This window comes from Achromobacter sp. RW408, from assembly GCF_003184165.1.
Lineage (GTDB): Bacteria > Pseudomonadota > Gammaproteobacteria > Burkholderiales > Burkholderiaceae_B > Achromobacter > Achromobacter xylosoxidans.
In genome coordinates this window covers 135,746-152,090 of record NZ_QHHO01000046.1, presented here as the reverse complement: position 1 = coordinate 152,090, position 16,345 = coordinate 135,746, and the positions used below count along the sequence as shown (strand labels likewise).

The 16,345-nt window shown below is 66.8% G+C and carries 16 protein-coding genes and 1 tRNA gene; 10 read left to right on the top strand and 7 right to left on the bottom strand.

What is annotated here, in order from left to right; translation table 11 throughout:
• The 4 genes from DK459_RS10720 to DK459_RS10705 all read left to right on the top strand — a co-directional run.
• The coding region (locus tag DK459_RS10720) for a HesA/MoeB/ThiF family protein (RefSeq protein ID WP_053532873.1) at nt 1-640 on the top strand (640 nt) is incomplete at its 5' end.
• A gap of 138 nt (nt 641-778) precedes the next feature.
• Nucleotides 779-1,969 (top strand): GGDEF domain-containing protein, encoded by a 1,191-nt coding sequence (locus DK459_RS10715; RefSeq protein WP_070540092.1) that lies wholly within the window; start codon nt 779-781, stop codon nt 1,967-1,969.
• A gap of 88 nt (nt 1,970-2,057) precedes the next feature.
• Entirely contained in the window at nt 2,058-2,777 is a 720-nt protein-coding gene (locus DK459_RS10710; protein ID WP_070540089.1) for a FadR/GntR family transcriptional regulator, read from the top strand.
• Nucleotides 2,774-4,186: an FAD-binding oxidoreductase gene (locus tag DK459_RS10705; protein WP_070540085.1), complete on the top strand. Its 1,413-nt coding sequence runs from the start codon at nt 2,774-2,776 to the stop codon at nt 4,184-4,186. The genes DK459_RS10710 and DK459_RS10705 overlap by 4 nt, the downstream gene beginning before the upstream one ends.
• A gap of 193 nt (nt 4,187-4,379) precedes the next feature.
• Here the strand turns inward: DK459_RS10705 and thiC are convergent, their stop codons facing one another.
• Nucleotides 4,380-6,293, bottom strand: a complete 1,914-nt coding sequence (gene thiC / locus DK459_RS10700; protein WP_006389952.1) for a phosphomethylpyrimidine synthase ThiC — start codon at nt 6,291-6,293, stop codon at nt 4,380-4,382.
• Between the two features lie 359 nt (nt 6,294-6,652).
• Between thiC and DK459_RS10695 the strand changes: the two genes are divergently transcribed.
• Complete coding sequence (locus DK459_RS10695) at nt 6,653-7,225, top strand: hypothetical protein (RefSeq protein ID WP_006389953.1); 573 nt, start codon at nt 6,653-6,655, stop codon at nt 7,223-7,225.
• Nucleotides 7,226-7,304: 79 nt separating this feature from the next.
• On the opposite strand, the gene DK459_RS10690 is transcribed toward DK459_RS10695, so the two are convergent.
• Entirely contained in the window at nt 7,305-7,754 is a 450-nt protein-coding gene (locus DK459_RS10690; RefSeq protein ID WP_076472060.1) for a helix-turn-helix domain-containing protein, read from the bottom strand.
• 78 nt (nt 7,755-7,832) lie between these two features.
• On the opposite strand from DK459_RS10690, the gene DK459_RS10685 reads away from it, so the two are divergent.
• Nucleotides 7,833-8,522, top strand: coding sequence for a response regulator transcription factor (locus tag DK459_RS10685; protein WP_070540083.1), 690 nt, complete (start codon nt 7,833-7,835; stop codon nt 8,520-8,522).
• Between the two features lie 172 nt (nt 8,523-8,694).
• On the opposite strand, the gene proB is transcribed toward DK459_RS10685, so the two are convergent.
• From proB to rplU, 4 genes are all read right to left on the bottom strand, one after another.
• On the bottom strand, nt 8,695-9,831 hold the full coding sequence (proB, locus tag DK459_RS10680) for a glutamate 5-kinase (RefSeq protein ID WP_006389957.1): 1,137 nt from the start codon (nt 9,829-9,831) through the stop codon (nt 8,695-8,697).
• Nucleotides 9,832-9,889: 58 nt separating this feature from the next.
• Nucleotides 9,890-11,026, bottom strand: coding sequence for a GTPase ObgE (gene obgE, locus DK459_RS10675; RefSeq protein ID WP_024070633.1), 1,137 nt, complete (start codon nt 11,024-11,026; stop codon nt 9,890-9,892).
• Between the two features lie 175 nt (nt 11,027-11,201).
• On the bottom strand, nt 11,202-11,462 hold the full coding sequence (rpmA, locus tag DK459_RS10670; protein WP_006389959.1) for a 50S ribosomal protein L27: 261 nt from the start codon (nt 11,460-11,462) through the stop codon (nt 11,202-11,204).
• 35 nt (nt 11,463-11,497) lie between these two features.
• Nucleotides 11,498-11,809 carry a 50S ribosomal protein L21 gene (rplU, locus tag DK459_RS10665; RefSeq protein WP_006389960.1) on the bottom strand — a complete coding sequence of 104 codons (312 nt, stop codon included), beginning with the start codon at nt 11,807-11,809 and terminating at the stop codon, nt 11,498-11,500.
• Between the two features lie 443 nt (nt 11,810-12,252).
• On the opposite strand from rplU, the gene ispB reads away from it, so the two are divergent.
• The 4 genes from ispB to DK459_RS10645 all read left to right on the top strand — a co-directional run bounded on the left by ispB (nt 12,253) and on the right by DK459_RS10645 (nt 15,446).
• On the top strand, nt 12,253-13,218 hold the full coding sequence (gene ispB, locus DK459_RS10660; protein WP_006389961.1) for an octaprenyl diphosphate synthase: 966 nt from the start codon (nt 12,253-12,255) through the stop codon (nt 13,216-13,218).
• A gap of 160 nt (nt 13,219-13,378) precedes the next feature.
• Nucleotides 13,379-13,455, top strand: a tRNA-Pro gene (locus DK459_RS10655).
• Between the two features lie 115 nt (nt 13,456-13,570).
• Nucleotides 13,571-14,701, top strand: a complete 1,131-nt coding sequence (locus DK459_RS10650; RefSeq protein WP_070540079.1) for a DUF3182 family protein — start codon at nt 13,571-13,573, stop codon at nt 14,699-14,701.
• The gene (locus tag DK459_RS10645) at nt 14,688-15,446 is read left to right on the top strand and encodes a S9 family peptidase (RefSeq protein WP_006389963.1); all 759 of its coding nucleotides are present in this window, start codon (nt 14,688-14,690) and stop codon (nt 15,444-15,446) included. Before DK459_RS10650 ends, DK459_RS10645 begins: the two co-directional genes overlap by 14 nt.
• A gap of 75 nt (nt 15,447-15,521) precedes the next feature.
• Here DK459_RS10645 and DK459_RS10640 read toward each other — a convergent pair whose 3' ends face one another.
• Nucleotides 15,522-16,337, bottom strand: coding sequence for a carbon-nitrogen hydrolase family protein (locus tag DK459_RS10640; protein ID WP_110134711.1), 816 nt, complete (start codon nt 16,335-16,337; stop codon nt 15,522-15,524).
• Between the last annotated feature and the right edge of the window lie 8 nt (nt 16,338-16,345).

The window sequence follows — 16,345 nt, the reverse complement described above, 5'->3', positions numbered from 1 at the left end:
GGGTTCGCCCGCCGCGCTCTACCTGGCCACCGCTGGCGTCGGCGAGATCACGCTGGCCGACGACGACGTCGTCGAGCTCAGCAACCTGCAGCGCCAGATCCTCCACACCACTGCGAGCGTGGGCCGGCCCAAGGCCGAGTCCGGGCGCGACATGCTGGCGGCTTTCAATCCCCAGACCCGCGTGCATGCCCGCGTCGAGCGGCTGCAGGGCCAGGCCCTGTCCGACGCCGTGGCGCAGGCCGACCTGGTGCTGGACTGCACCGACAACTTCACCACCCGCCACGCCATCAACCGCGCCTGTGTGCAGCACCGCAAGCCGCTGGTGTCTGGCGCCGCCATCCGTTTCGACGGCCAGGTCAGCGTCTACGACCTGCGCGATCCGGACGCGCCGTGCTACCACTGCCTGTTTCCCGAGGCGGACGACGTCGAAGAGGCCAACTGCGCCACCATGGGCGTGTTTGCGCCGGTGGTTGGCATCATCGGCAGCATGCAGGCGGCCGAGGCCCTCAAGCTGCTGTCCGGCGTGGGCGAGAGCCTGTCGGGGCGCCTGCTATGGCTGGACGTGCGCACCATGCAGTGGCGCAGCGTCAATGTCCAGCGTGATCCCGAGTGCGCGGTCTGTGGCGCGCGTGGGCACTGATCCGGCCATCATCGGCACATCCCGACCCCTTTAAAGCGGCCCGCCATTGCCCTCGCGGACAATATTAAAGGCTTGAAATACCTGCTATAACGCCAGCCAGCCTGCCGCTCCGTGGCAGCCAGCTTTGGACGTAACGGTGTGGACACAGGATTGAGCTTCAGCCTGCCCAAGTGGCGGCTGACCCGTTGGTTGACGCATTCCGGGCAGGACACGCCCGCGGACATCCGCGCCGCCTTGATCGCCAGTCTGTTCGGCACGTTGCCGATCTTTGCCGGCGGCGTCATCAATACCCTGATGATCTCCGGCGTGGTCGCCTGGCGCCGGCCCGAGCCGCTCTATATTTCCTGGCTGATCCTGGAGATCCTGCTGGCCGTGGTGCGCGTCACCGTCCTGCGCTCGGCGTTGCGCAATGCCGCCCGCGGCGGCAGCACCCATACCGACGTCTACATCGTGCTGGCGCTGCTGTGGGCGTTCAGCGTCGGCTATGGGGTCTTCGTCACGTTCCTCAACCATGACTGGCTGGCCGCCACGCTGGCCGGCGTGTCCTGCGGCGCCATGGCGGGCGGCATCTGTTTTCGCAACTACGGCGCGCCGCGGCTGGTGGCGGCGATGATATTCCTGAGCCTGGGGCCGATGTGCCTGGGCGCGCTGTTCGCCGGCGAATACGTCACCGCCATCGTCTTCATCCAGATCCCGTTCTACCTGGTCAGCATGAGCATCGCCTCGCAACGGCTGCGGCGCATCCTGGTGTCCACCATGCTGGCCGAGCGCGAGAACGAGCGCCGCGCCAGCCAGGACGCGCTGACCGGCCTTGCCAACCGCGCCGGCCTGGAAGCGGCGCTCGAGCGCATCTGCACCAGCGCGCGCGAGCATGACAGCGCCGCCGCGCTGTTCTACATGGACATGGACGACTTCAAGATCATCAACGACACCCACGGCCATGCCGCCGGCGACCACGTGCTCAAGACCATCGCACAGCGCATGCGCGCCATGTTGCGGGTGGACGACGTGGCCGCCCGCATCGGCGGCGACGAATTCATCGTGCTGGCCACCGGCATCGACGCCACCGCCGCGCTGCGGCTGGGCAACCACTTGCTGCATGATGCCAGCCAGCCCATCGTGCTGGCCGACGGCACGCGCGTCAGCGTCGGGCTGTCGATCGGCATTTCGATCATCTCCGGCGCCAACCGCAAGGCGCAGGCGGTGCTGGATTCCGCCGATGCCGCGCTGTACCGCGCCAAGGCCCGCGGCGGCCGCCGCTGTTCCGTCGCCGGCCTGCCGGATGCCGAGGACGCGCTGCGGCCCGGTGACGCCGCCGCGGCCGCCTGAAGCGCGGCGGGTCCGCACCGACCGGACACGGAAGGGACTGCCAAAAGTTATCAGATAACCTGAAAAGTACGGGTTATACTTCGCCCCTATGCTGACCAAGAGCCTGACCCTCACCGAACAGGTCGCCCGCCAGATCGCGGACGACATCGCCCATGGCGTCTATCCCGTGGGCGCCAAGCTGCCGTCCGGCCGCATCCTGGCCGAGCAGTACGGCGTCAGCGCCGCCGTCATTCGCGAAGTCACCGAGCGCCTGCGCGCCCAGGGCCTGATCCAGAGCCGCCAGGGCTCGGGTTGCGTGGTGTTGGCGCGCACCGGTGCGCAGGGCTTCCAGGTGCCGGTCGACATCGCCGTCAGCCGCGAACAACTTGCCAGCGTCTACGAACTGCGCATGGAACTCGAAGGCGGCGCCGCCGCGCTGGCGGCCGAGCGCCGCAACGCCGCCGACCTGGACGCCCTGGCTCGCGCCCTGGCCGACCTGGAACGGCACCAGCACCATCCTGAACATGGAGTCGAACACGACATCGCCTTCCACCTGGCGATCGCGGCCGCGACCCACAATCCGTTCTACCAGGACCTGCTGCAGTACTTGAATCTGCAATTGCGCCTGGCTGTCAGCACCGCGCGCGCCAACAGCCGCCAACTGGCCGGCATGACGGATGCCGTGCACCACGAACACGTCGCCGTGTTCGAGGCCATCCGCGACCGCGATGCGGCGCGCGCGCGGCTGACGGCCGAACGCCACCTGCGCCAGGCTGCCGGCCGCCTGCGCCTCGATTCCCTCTTTCCCGCCTCCAGGCAGACATCATGACCACAACCGACATCGCCCAGCGCCTGGTCCAGGCTTTGGGCCCCGACACCGTCTTCACCGCCAGCGACGACATCGCGCCCTGGCTGTCCGACTGGCGTGGCTTGTACAACGGCCACGCCCAGGCGGTGGTCCGCCCGCGCACCACCGCCGAGGTCGCCACCTGCCTGGCGCTCTGCAACGAGGCCGGCGTGCCGGTGGTGCCGCGCGGCGGCAACACCGGCCTGTGTGGCGGCGCCACGCCTGATGCCGCGCCCATCAACGTGGTCCTCAGCCTGGACCGCATGAGCGCCGTGCGCGCCATCGACACCGTCGCCAACACGATGGTCGCCGAAGCCGGCTGCATCCTCGGCAACCTGCGCCGCGCGGCGCAGGACGCCGGCCGGCTGCTGCCCTTGAGCCTGGCCGCCGAGGACTCCAGCCAGATCGGCGGCAACGTTGCCACCAATGCCGGCGGCGTCAACGTGGTGCGCTACGGCATGGCGCGCGAACTGGTGCTGGGCCTGGAAGCGGTGCTGCCCAACGGCGAGATCTTCAACGGCCTGCGCACCCTGCGCAAGGACAACACCGGCTACGACCTCAAGCAGCTGCTGATCGGCTCCGAAGGCACGCTCGGCGTCATCACCGCCGTGGCGCTGCGCCTGTTCCCGCGCACCGACGTGCGTTCCGTGGTGCTGGCCGCTGTCGAATCCCCGGCCCAGGCCCTGCAATTGTTCGAAATCCTGTTCGAACAATGCGGCGCCCGCTTGCAGGCTTTCGAGTATTTTTCCGGCGACTGCCTCGACCTGGTCCTGGCCCATGCCGCGGGCGTGCAGGAGCCGTTCGACCAACGTTATCCGGCCTACGTGCTGGTCGAACTGGCCGACACGGCCGACGAAGCCGCCCTGACCGCGCTGCTGGAAAACGTGATCGGCACCGCGCTCGAACGCGGCCTGTGCCTGGATGCCGCCGTCTCGGCCTCGCTGGCCCAGTTGCAGGCGCTGTGGAAACTGCGCGAGGAAATCTCCGAAGCGCAGCGCGCCGACGGTCCGCATCTCAAGCATGACGTGTCGCTGCCGATCGAACGCATCCCCGACTTCATGGTTTCCGCCGAAGCGCGCGTACGCGCGCTGTACCCGGACATCCGCCCCTTCATCTTCGGGCACTTCGGCGACGGCAACCTGCATTACAACCTCTCGCGTCCCGCCGACGCCGAGCGCGGCTGGGTGGCCGAACACGGCGCCGCGATCACCGACGCGGTGCTCGACGAGGTCAACCGGTACGGCGGCAGCATCAGCGCGGAACACGGCATCGGGCAGCTCAAGCGCGACCACTTCCTGCATAGCAAGGATGCGGTGGAGTTGCGGTTGATGCGGGAGATCAAGCGGGTGCTGGATCCCAAGGGGATCATGAATCCCGGAAAGCTGCTGTAGTTTTTCTTGCGCTTGTCGGCGGGCGTTTCAAGGACCTCACCGCGCGCAATCAAAGATCGGACCAACTCCGCAAAAAAACCGCGGATAACAAAAAAGGCCTGGAGCAGCGCTTCCAGGCCTTTTTCATCTTCCCCGTGTCCGCCGGACCACCGCCATCAGCGGCCAGTCCGGCAAGGGGGATCGGTTCGGAACCTCACTGCCGGTGGTAAACCTCGGCGCCTTTCTTCACGAACTCGATCGACTTCTCCTGCATGCCTTTCTGCAGGGCGTCTTTTTCGCTCACGCCCTGCGACGCCGCGTAATCGCGCACATCCTGGGTGATCTTCATGCTGCAGAAGTGCGGCCCGCACATCGAGCAGAAGTGCGCCACCTTCATCGAGTCCTTCGGCAGCGTTTCGTCGTGGAACTCCTTGGCCGTGTCCGGATCCAGGCCCAGGTTGAACTGGTCGTCCCAACGGAACTCGAAGCGCGCCTTGGACAGCGCGTTGTCGCGGATCGCCGCGCCCGGATGGCCCTTGGCCAGGTCCGCCGCATGCGCCGCGATCTTGTACGTGATGATGCCGTCCTTCACGTCCTTCTTGTTCGGCAGCCCCAGGTGTTCCTTGGGCGTCACGTAACAGAGCATCGCCGTGCCGTACCAGCCGATCAGCGCCGCGCCGATGCCCGAGGTGATGTGGTCGTAGCCCGGCGCGATGTCGGTCGTCAGGGGGCCCAGCGTGTAGAACGGCGCCTCGTGGCAGTGTTCCAGCTGCAGCTCCATGTTTTCCTTGATCATCTGCATCGGCACGTGGCCGGGGCCTTCGATCATCACCTGCACGTCGTGCTTCCAGGCGACCTGCGTCAGCTCGCCCAGCGTCTTCAGTTCCGCGAACTGGGCTTCGTCGTTGGCGTCGTAGCCTGAGCCCGGGCGCAGGCCGTCGCCCAGCGAGAAGCTGACGTCGTAGGCCTTCATGATTTCGCAGATTTCCTCGAAGCGCTCGTACAGGAAGCTTTCCTTGTGGTGCGCCAGACACCACTTGGCCATGATCGAGCCGCCGCGCGAAACGATGCCCGTCATGCGGTCCGCCGTCATCGGAATGAACGGCAGGCGCACGCCGGCGTGGATCGTGAAGTAATCCACGCCCTGTTCGGCCTGCTCGATCAGCGTGTCGCGGAAGATCTCCCAGGTCAGTTCCTCGGCCTTGCCGTCCACCTTCTCCAGCGCCTGGTAGATCGGCACCGTGCCGATCGGCACCGGCGAATTGCGGATGATCCATTCACGCGTTTCGTGGATGTGCTTGCCCGTCGACAGGTCCATGACCGTGTCGCCGCCCCAGCGGATCGCCCAGGTCATCTTCTCGACTTCCTCGCCGATGCCCGAACTGACGGCCGAGTTGCCAATGTTGGCGTTGATCTTGACCAGGAAATTACGGCCGATCGCCATCGGCTCGACTTCCGGGTGGTTGATGTTGGCGGGAATGATGGCGCGGCCGCGCGCGATCTCGTCGCGCACGAATTCCGGCGTGATGGCGGCGGGGATGGCGGCGCCGAACGACTGGCCCGGGTGCTGGCGCAGCAGGCGCTTGACCATCTTCTCGCCGTCCGGACCGCTGTCGCGCAGCGTCTGCAGGTAGTGCTCGCGGCGCAGGCTTTCGCGGATCGCCACGTATTCCATCTCGGGCGTGATGATGCCGCGGCGCGCGTAGTGCATCTGCGAGACGTTGGCGCCGGCCACCGCGCGGCGCGGCGGGCGTTGCAGGTCGAAGCGCATGGCCGTCAGCTTGGGATCGGTCAGGCGCTGCTTGCCGTACTCGCTGGTCGGACCCGACAGCACTTCGGTGTCGCCGCGCTCGTCGATCCAGGCGCGGCGCACTTCCGGCAGGCCGCGGCGGATGTCGATCTTGACGTCGGGGTCGGTGTAGGGGCCGCTGCAATCGTAGACGGTCAGCGGCGGGTTCTTTTCGCCACCGAACATGGTGGGCGTGTCGTCCTGCTCGATCTCGCGGAACGGGACGCGGATGTCGGGACGGGAGCCGACCTCGTAGACCCGGCGGGATTTGGGCAACGGGGCGACCGCGGCCGCGTCGACTTCGGCGGTGGCGGCCAGGAATTTGGGATTGGCGTTCATGGAAAGCTCCAAGCGAATGGTTTGGAGCCGATCGGGAATGGACTCCCGCCATGCGGGCATGGCGGGAATACGGCTCCCAGCATCGGCATTATCCGTACTGGTACGAAGGGACTCTCTCAACACGTCGGGCCGTTCTGGCGCGACGAGTACCCCTGCGCGAAAGCGAAGTATAGAGCCTGCCCGGCCGGCAGGCGAATAGCGGCCATGCTGCGCCGCCGCAGTGGGGCGGCGCACGCTGGTAGTACCGGTTTACATTTGGAATCAGTCTGCGGAGACAGTGCCATACAGGTTCTGTACACTTTTTCACGTCAGCCGGCGGTCCGCCCACCGGCCCCAGTCCACTCAAGAAGGAAACGAGCATGCAACTGACCCTACGCAAACTGGCGCCCGCCCTGGTTGTCATGACCCTTGCGCTTGCGGGTTGCAAGACCGCCCCGACCAAATCCGGCGCCGCCGCCACGCCCGACGCGGCCGGACAGCAGCAATCGTCCACGCAACCGGCCACCGCCGCGGTGGTCGAGTTCTACGTCGCCCAGACCCAATCGGGCCCCGGCCTGGTCGAGGTGAACCTGCCCGACGGCAAGATCTACATGCAGCAGCAACCGGTGCTGACCCGCGCCGACCTGACCGAAGCGGCCGCCCTGGTCGATCGCCAGGGCGCCAACTTCGTCGGCCTGCGCTTCTCCGACGCCGGCGCGCGCAAGCTCAATGACGTCAGCAGCAAGAACGTCGGCAACATGCTGGCGCTGGTGATCGACCGTGAACTGATCGCGGCGCCGCGCATCGGCGAACCCCTGAACCGTGGCGTGCTGGCTTTCGGCGTGCCGTCGGCCCAGGCCGCTTCCGACATCGCCGCCAAGATCCGTGGCGAAAGCGCCCCGGCCGCGGGCGGCGCCGCCCCGGCCACCGCACCGGCTCCCGCCAAGCCCTGAGCGGCGATTCACGGCCATGAAAAAAGCCCGGCATCGCCGGGCTTTTTTCATCCTGCCATCGCAATCGCGGCGGCCATCCTCAACTCTTGCGGCCGCGCGGTTTGATGCCGCGGCGCGCCTGGGAGGCTTCGATAAAGGTCTGGTTCAGCGCTTCGAGCACCAACCGGTCGTCCGCCGTCAGCGTATCGAACTGCGCCGGCGCAATATTGGGGAAGGGCCACGGCGCCAGGGGACGCCCGCGGCGGGCAATGGCGCGCGGCAACGGCTCGGACACGCCGGTCGCCGGCAATGTGTCGCTCAGGTCATAGCCTTCCATGGGCAATTCCATGGGGCCCTTGCCCGTCTCCAGCCATTCGAGTTCCACCTTCAATACCTGCGCCAGTTTGCGCAGTGAACGGCTCGAATGCCTCAGCCCGCTCTCATAACTGCCGATCGCGCTTTGCGACAGTCGGGCCATGCGAGCGAGGGCTTTCTGCGTGTGGCCACGCAAAAGACGGGCGTGCTTCAGTCGGTCTGAAAAAGTTTTCACGCGTCGATTGAAGCTTGCACTGTAGGCACTTTGGTAGATATAAATATTACTTAGGTGATAAGTTCGGAGAGGCAGCACATGCAGGAAAGAGGTTACGTCCTCGTCGTGCAACTTGGTGGAATGGCGTGCAACAAGTTTGTGCACACCTTGCGTCAACTTCAGTGGGAGGTCGGCCTGTGCCGGTCCCCAGACAGCCTGTTGGCACGGCTGCGCAGCGAACCGGCCGACATCGTCGTGTTGCGCGGCACGAGCGACAATCTGTCGCAACTGATTGCCGAACTGCGTCGGGCCGCATCTGGTAGCGCAGTCGTGTGGCAATCCTCCGAAGATTCCCCCACGGCCCGCATCGCGGCGCTCGACGCCGGCGCCCATGCCTGCGTGCCGTTGCAGGCGAACATCGCGGAATGGGATGCGGTGCTGCGCAACCTGATCCGTTGCCGGCGCGCAGAGACCGACACATTGCCGCGCTGGCGTGTCGATGGCCGCGGCCGGATGCTGGCCGGCCCCGCGGGCGAACGATTGCCGCTGACCAACACTGAACGCGCCTTCTTTGTCAGCCTGCTGAACGCCCCGCATCAGTGCCTGCCCCGCGAAGGCTTCTTCCCCGAGGCCACACGCGACCCCATGGACGGCGCGCGGCGCGTGGATGTGCTGGTGTCGCGCCTGCGCAGCAAGGCCCGCCGCCTCAACATCGACCTGCCGGTGCTGGCGGTGCGCGGGTGGGGGTACATGTTGATGCCGCAAGGCGTGCCGGCGCCCCACGACTAGGACGCGGTCCCGCGCGTGCTCCAACACCATGCCGCGGAAATTCCTACTAATGTGATATTCGAATTACATAGGTAGGGGAGCATCGCGCCGGTACAGGCGCGCATTCGATTGCGCCAACGGGCGGCGGATGCCGCCTTGTTCGGGAAGAGGGAGGGGCGCCGCCCGCGCGCTGTCAGAGCACGACCAGGTTGTCGCGGTGCATCAGCTCGGGGTCGGTCATGCTGCCCAGGATGCGGGCGATCTGCGATGACGGCTGGCGCAGGATGCGTCGGGTGTCCACGGAGGAATAGTTGATCAGGCCGCGCGCGCATTCGCGGCCCTGGCTGTCGACGCAGGCGACCACGTCGCCGCGGCCGAATTCGCCTTCCACGTCCACCACGCCGATTGGCAGCAGGCTCTTGCCTTCACGCAGCAGGGCCTGCACGGCGCCGTCATCGAGCACCACGCGGCCGCGCAGCCGCAGGTGATCGGCCAGCCACTGCTTGCGCGCCGACCACACCGGCAGCACGGCGCGCAGTTCGCTGCCGATGCATTCGCCTTGCGCCAGGCGCGTCAGCACGTTGCGTTCGCGGCCGGAGGCGATCACGGTGTGCGCGCCGCTGTGCGCGGCGCGCTTGGCCGCCAGCACCTTGGTCAGCATGCCGCCGGTGCCGATGCCGCTGCCGGCGCCGCCAGCCATGGCTTCCAGCGCCGGATCGCCGGCCTGGACGTGCGCCATGAATTTGGCGTCGGGATTCTTGCGGGGGTCGGAGTCGTACAGGCCGCGCTGGTCGGTCAGGATGATCAGCGTGTCGGCTTCGATCAGGTTGGTGACCAGCGCGCCCAGCGTGTCGTTGTCGCCCAGCCGGATCTCGTCGGTGACCACCGTGTCGTTTTCATTCACGATCGGCACCACGCCCAGGCGCAGCAGCGCGAACAGCGTGCTGCGCGCGTTCAGGTAGCGGTGGCGGTCTGCCAGGTCTTCGTGGGTCAGCAGGATCTGCGCGGTGCGCAGGCCGTATTCGGCGAAGGCTGCCTCGTAGGCCTGGCACAGGCCCATCTGGCCCACCGCCGCCGCGGCCTGCAGTTCGTGCATCACCGACGGGCGTTTGCGCCAGCCCAGGCGGGCCATGCCTTCGGCGATGGCGCCGCTGGAGACCAGCACGACCTGCTTGCCCTGCTTGTGCAGCGCGGCGATCTGGGCCGCCCAGTGCGCCACGGCGGCGCGATCCAGGCCTCGGCCTTCATTGGTGACCAGCGATGAGCCGACCTTGGCGACGAGGCGCTGGGCATTGGCGACGACGGAAACGGCGGGTGATTCGGCAGACATGATGGCGGCGGGCTGCGGCGCGAAAAAAGGCGTAATCGAACGAGATTGCGATTATGGCTTATTCGTCGCCGCGCGGCGCGGCAGTCTTGTTGTCGGCGTCGCTGCGGGTGTCGTCGAAACGCGGATCTTCGGCCACGTAGGTGCCATCGGCCTGGTCCTGCGCCAGTTGTTCCTTTTCGCGTTCGGCGTCAAGGTAGTCCTGCAGCGCGTAGATCAGGTCCTGGGTGCCGTCGCCGGACAGGCCGGAGATGCCGAACACCGGACCCTTCCAGTCGTACAGCTCGATGAAGCGGCGCTTGGTGTCCTCGGGATCGGCCACCATGTCCAGTTTGTTCAGCACCAGCCAGCGCGGCTTGGCGGCCAGCTCGGGATCGTAGCGGCGCAGTTCCTCGACGATGGCGCGGGCGTCAACCACGGCCTGCTCCACCGGATCGGCATCGGGATCGGGCGTGGACACGTCCACCAGGTGCAGCAGCACGCGGGTGCGCGCCAGGTGGCGCAGGAACAGGTGGCCCAGGCCGGCGCCTTCGGAGGCGCCTTCGATCAGGCCGGGAATGTCGGCCACGACGAAGCTGCGCGACGGCGAGGTGCGCACCACGCCCAGGTTCGGGTGCAGCGTTGTGAACGGGTAGTCGGCGATCTTCGGCTTGGCGTTCGAGATGCGGGTGATCAGCGTGGACTTGCCGGCGTTGGGCAGGCCCAGCAAGCCGACGTCGGCCAGCACCTTCAGTTCCATGCGCAGGTAGCGGTGTTCGCCTTCCTTGCCGGGCGTCCACTGGCGCGGGGCGCGGTTGACGCTGGACTTGAAATGCATGTTGCCCATGCCGCCCTGGCCGCCGGCGGCCAGCACGACCTTCTGGTCGTGGCGGTTCAGGTCGAACAGGACTTCGCCGGTCTCGGCGTCATGGATGATGGTGCCGACGGGCACGCGCAGCGTGATGTCCGGGGCGGCGGCGCCGTACTGGTCCGAGCCGCGGCCGTTTTCGCCGTTCTTGGCGCGGTGCAGGCGCGCGTAGCGGAAGTCGATCAGCGTGTTGATGTTGCGATCAGCCACGGCGAAGATGCTGCCGCCGCGTCCGCCGTCGCCGCCGTCCGGGCCGCCCTTGGGAATGAATTTCTCGCGGCGAAAGCTCGCCACGCCATTGCCGCCTTTGCCGGCGACGACTTCGATGGTGGCTTCGTCTACGAATTTCATGATGTCTGCGCGTGTATGAGATAGGGAGTCGCCGCAGCGCGGCGAGGGCCGCCACGCATTTGCGGTGGCCCGAAGGAAAAAAAGCCCTGCCGCGTGCGACAGGGCTTTGCCGTTCTGGCTGGCGGCGGATCGCTGAGGCGACCGCGCCGCGTGCCGGACCGTGCTGCGTCGAGGATTACTCGGCGGCGACGATCGAAACGGTTTGCTTGTTCAACGCGCCCTTGAAGCCGAATTGAACCTTGCCGTCGACCAGCGCGAACAGGGTGTGGTCCTTGCCCATGCCGACGTTCACGCCAGCGTGGAAACGGGTACCGCGCTGACGCACGATGATCGAACCAGCGGGAATCAGTTCACCGCCGAAAGCCTTGACGCCCAGACGCTTCGATTCTGAGTCGCGTCCGTTTCGCGTAGAGCCGCCGCCCTTTTTCTGTGCCATGTTTAGCTCCTGCTAATGTGGTGCCGAGTCGCGTCTTAGGCCGTGATGGCTTCGATGCGGATTTCGGTGTAGTTCTGACGGTGGCCCTGACGCTTCTGATAGTGCTTGCGACGGCGCATCTTGAAGATCTTGACCTTGTCGTGGCGGCCTTGCGCAAGAACCGTTGCCTTGATCACGGCGCCGGCGACGAGGGGCGTACCAACTTTCAGTTGGTCGCCTTCGCCCACGGACAGCACTTGATCCAGGGTGATTTCTTGCCCAATGTCAGCCGGTATCTGTTCTACCTTGAGTTTTTCGCCAATGGCAACACGGTACTGCTTGCCACCGGTTTTTACGACCGCGTACATGGGGTATTCCTTAAATAGGTAAATGGGTTCATTCGCTTGCCGGCCCTGCTGGGCTGGCAGTGCTTGCCTGGGGTTGCCAAGATTGGGGTTGCCAATATGGGGTTGCCAAGACCAAGCGCGCGTAATTCACCGACGTAATTCGGCCATCTCTGACCGAATCCGGGATATTAGCCCGCGGCTGGGGAAAAGTCAAAAAGCGCTTGCAGGCTAAGGGCTTAGCTGTGGCCGGGGCGCCGCGTCGGGGTGGCGCGCAGCCGAAAAAACGGGGGCGGGGCGGTTCGGATGGGATGGCGGAGGGGGATTCCGCGCCCCGGGCAGGGGCGTCGCTACGTCCGGCTCCGGTTCCTGGCAGCCCGTATAATCGCTGGTCGAATCCCCCGCCATCCCGGCGGCCCAGCGGTAAGAGCTGTTACATATAGCTCGTTTCACTCTCCGGATACGTCTTGAATCTCCCCGCGCTCATTGCTCCCATAGTTGACGATATGAAAGCCGTCGATGCGGTTATCCGCGAGCGGCTGAATTCCGATGTGGTGCTCATCCGTACGATCGGCGACTACATCATTGGCGCGGGCGGCAAGCGCATGCGCCCGGCGATGGTGCTGATGGTGGCGCGCGCGCTGGGGTATCAAGGGACGCACCACCAGTTGCTGGCCGCCGTGGTGGAGTTCATCCATACCGCGACGCTGCTGCATGACGACGTGGTCGACGAGTCCGACCTGCGCCGCGGGCGCGAAACCGCCAACGCGGTGTTCGGCAACGCGGCCAGCGTGCTGGTGGGCGACTATCTGTATTCGCGCTCGTTCGAGATGATGGTCGAGGCCGACTCGATGCGCATCATGAGCATCCTGTCCGAAGCCACCACGGTCATCGCCGAGGGCGAGGTGCTGCAGTTGCTGAACGTGCACGATCCGGACGTCTCCCAGGAGCGCTACCTGCAGGTCGTGCGCTACAAGACCGCCAAGCTGTTCGAGGCCGCTGCCCAGGTCGGCGCGGTGCTGGCGGGCGCCACGCCCGAGCAGGAAGCCGCGGCCGCCGCCTATGGCCGCCACGTGGGCACGGCCTTCCAGTTGGTCGACGACGTGCTGGACTACAGCGGCGACGCCGCCGCGCTGGGCAAGAACGTGGGCGACGATCTGCGCGAGGGCAAGCCCACGCTGCCGCTGATCCGCGTAATGGAAGTGGGAACGCCGCAGCAGCAGCAATTGATCCGCGACGCCATCAAGACGGGCGACGCCGACTTTGCCGCCGTGGCCGCCGCCATCCAGGCGACGGACGCGTTGGAACACGCCCGCCAGGCCGCCGTGGCCGAGGCGGATCGGGCCCGCGAAGCACTTTCCGCATATCCCGTTTCCCCTTTTCTAAATTCTCTGTTAGAATTCTGCGCTTTCGCGGTGAATCGAGATCGCTAGTTGAAAACAGCACTGCAAGCGCTGCTTTGAGCAAGGTTGGAATTCACGAGGCGGGAAGGGCAAAACCTTCAAGCCGAAGCGGGAGTTGATTTGGTTGCACTGAGCGCAACGAAGTCAGTAGCTGTAGGGTGTGGGAGATGTATAAGCCCATGCCCAGACTCGGGGCGTAGCTCAGCCTGGTAGAGTACTGCGTTCGGGACGCAGGAGTCGGAGGTTCGAATCCTCTCGCCCCGACCACTTATCTGTGGTCGAATTCTTGAAGGTGTTTCCCGACGCCTTTGGCTGAAAGCCGGTACCGCGCAAGCGTTGCCGGCTTTTTTGCGTGGGCACGCCGTTTGCTGGCGTGGCGCCCATGAACTCGTTTTCTCTCGCAGACGGCCCGCTCGTGGTCGCTTATCCTCGCCGCGCCCGGGCGTCCGAGCACGAAGTGGCGTCGCATGATGCCCTGGCGGCGCGCCTGGCCGCGCTGTTGGGCGGGCGCCATGTTCGCGATTACCGGCCCAGTCGCCATCGCGGCGGCCCGGTTCCGTATTACGTGCCCGACCGCAGCATCGCCGGGGCGGCGCGCGCGAGCATCCTGGGTATCTCGGGCATCGCCGACCTCTATGGTGGCGTCGTGCCGCATGCCTTCGTCGCCACCAAATCCATCAGCCATGGCCTGGCGCGGCCGGATGCACCGGCGCCAGCGGGTTGGGTCGCCTCGCTGGCGGATGCATTGGGTGACGCGGTGCTCGCCGGCTACACGGCGTTCCGCCCGGAAGACGCGCTGGCCGGTGGCCTGCGGCTGTTGCAACGCGGGCCGGTGCGGTTGAAACCTGCCGATGCGACCGCTGGGCGCGGGCAGGAGGTCGCCTCGGATGCGGATGCGCTGCGGCAGGCCTTGGAGCGCCAATGCGCGCGGACGATGGGACGGCTCGGCCTGGTGATCGAGGAAGACCTGGACGAAGTCGAAACCTGCAGCGTGGGCTGGTCCAAGGTGGGAAAAATGGAGATCGCCTATGTCGGCACGCAGTCGCTGACGCCCGACAATGCGGGCTGCCTCGTGTACGGCGGCTCGGAACTGCGCGTGGCGCGGGGCGGCTTCGATGCCTTGCGCAGGCTGGATCTCGCCGACCGTGAACGCCGCGCGATCGACCTGGCGTGCCAGTATGACGCGGCGGTATCGGCCGCCTATCCCGCGCTGGTCGCCTCACGGCGCAATTACGATGTGGCGTTTGGTCTCGGCGCCGATGGCCGGCCGCGCGCGGGCGTGCTGGAACAATCGTGGCGCGCGGGTGGCGCCAGCATCGCGGAACTGGCCGCCATGCAGGCCTTCGCGCTCTCGCCCGCGCTGCGCGAAGTGCGCGCCGCGACCCGCGAGCGCTATGGCGCCGATGAACCGGCGCCAATCACGCAACGCCTGGTGTTCCACGGCCACGACGCGGCGGTCGGGCCCATCAGCAAGTCGGGCGGCATCCTGGAGGCGGCCGATGGCGGCGCATAGCAGTCCGCTCGCGCTCGACGTGGATGGCGTGTCGCTGGACGCCACGTTCCTTACCCCGGAAGACAAGGTGCCGGGGGTGCTGTTCATTCATGGCTGGGGCGGCAGCCAGCAGTTCGACCTGTCGCGCGCCAAGGGCATTGCCGCGCTGGGTTGCGTCTGCCTGACCTTCGATCTGCGCGGACACGCCGCCACGCAGGCGCGGCAACGCGAGGTGACGCGCGAGGACAATCTGCGCGACGTGGTGGCGGCCTATGACCGGCTGGCGCAGCATCCGTCGCTGGACTCCGGTTCGATCGCCGTGGTGGGCAGCAGCTACGGCGGTTACCTGGCGGCGCTTTTGAGTACGCTGCGTCCGGTGCGTTGGCTGGCGCTGCATGTGCCTGCCTTGTATCGTGACGACGAATGGCTGGTGCCCAAGAACCAGCTCGATCGCGAGACCCTGCGCGCCTATCGCAGCGTCTACGTCGCGCCGGAAGAGAACCGCGCGTTGAAGGCGTGCACGGCGTTCGCCGGCGACGTGCTGTTGGTCGAGGCGGAACACGACAGCTATATCCCGCATTCGACCATCATGAGCTATCGCTCCGCGTTTCGCCGATCGCACTCGTTGACGCACCGGATCATCGACGGCGCCGACCACGCGCTGACGGAAAAACCGGCGCAACGCGCCTATACCTCGATACTGGTGAACTGGGTGACCGAAATGGTCATGGGCGCCCGCATGGGCGAGGGTAGGGCGCGCTACTGAGCGGCCGCGGTCGGGCTGGCGCGTTGCGCGCAAGGCCCGCAACGATGCCGGCCCTGGCGCTTTCCGCCGCGCGGGTCAACCCGGGTAGAGATCGGTGCGGCGATGCTCCCAGGCCGGCAGGCCGGCGCGCAGCGTGGCCACGCGCTGCGGGTCGAGGTCGGCCAGGATGTAGCCGGTGCGGTCCGGCATGCAGGCCAGCACCGTGCCCCAGGGGTCGATGATCATGCTGCGGCCGAGGCAGGGCAGGCCCGGGCCGTCGCCGCCGATCTGGGCGGCGGCGATCACGTAGCACTGGTTCTCGATGGCGCGGGCGCGCAGCAGGGTTTCCCAATGATCGCGCCCGGTGTGCAGGTTGAAGGCCGCGGGCACCACCAGCACGTTGGCGCCGCGTGCGCGCAGCGCGCGGTAGAGTTCGGCGAAGCGCAGGTCGTAGCAGATGCTCAGGCCCAGCGTCAGGCCCGCCGCCTCGACGGTCCGCAGGTGCGCGCCGGGCGCGAAGTCGGCGGATTCGCGGTAGGGGATGCCGTCGACCACCGCGTCGTACAGGTGGACTTTGCGGTAGGAGGCGGCGATGCTGCCGTCCGGGGCGAAGGTGACGCCGGTGTTGCCGAGCCGGTCCTGGTCCGCCAGGCGTTCATGCATCGAGCCCAGGTGGATCCAGCAAGCGTGGCGTTGCGCCAGCGCGGCGATGCGCGCCGTGACCGCGCCGGGGATCGGACTGGCGGCGGCGCGCAGCGTTGGTGTGTCGCCGCGCACATCGCTGTACTCGGGCGTGACGATCAGTTTCGCGCCGTTGTTGGCCGCGGCCGTTATCCAATGTTCCAGCGCCGCCAGGTTGGCATCGCGGTCACGGCGGCTATCGAGCTGGATGGCTGCCACTCTGATGGACATGCGGGCTC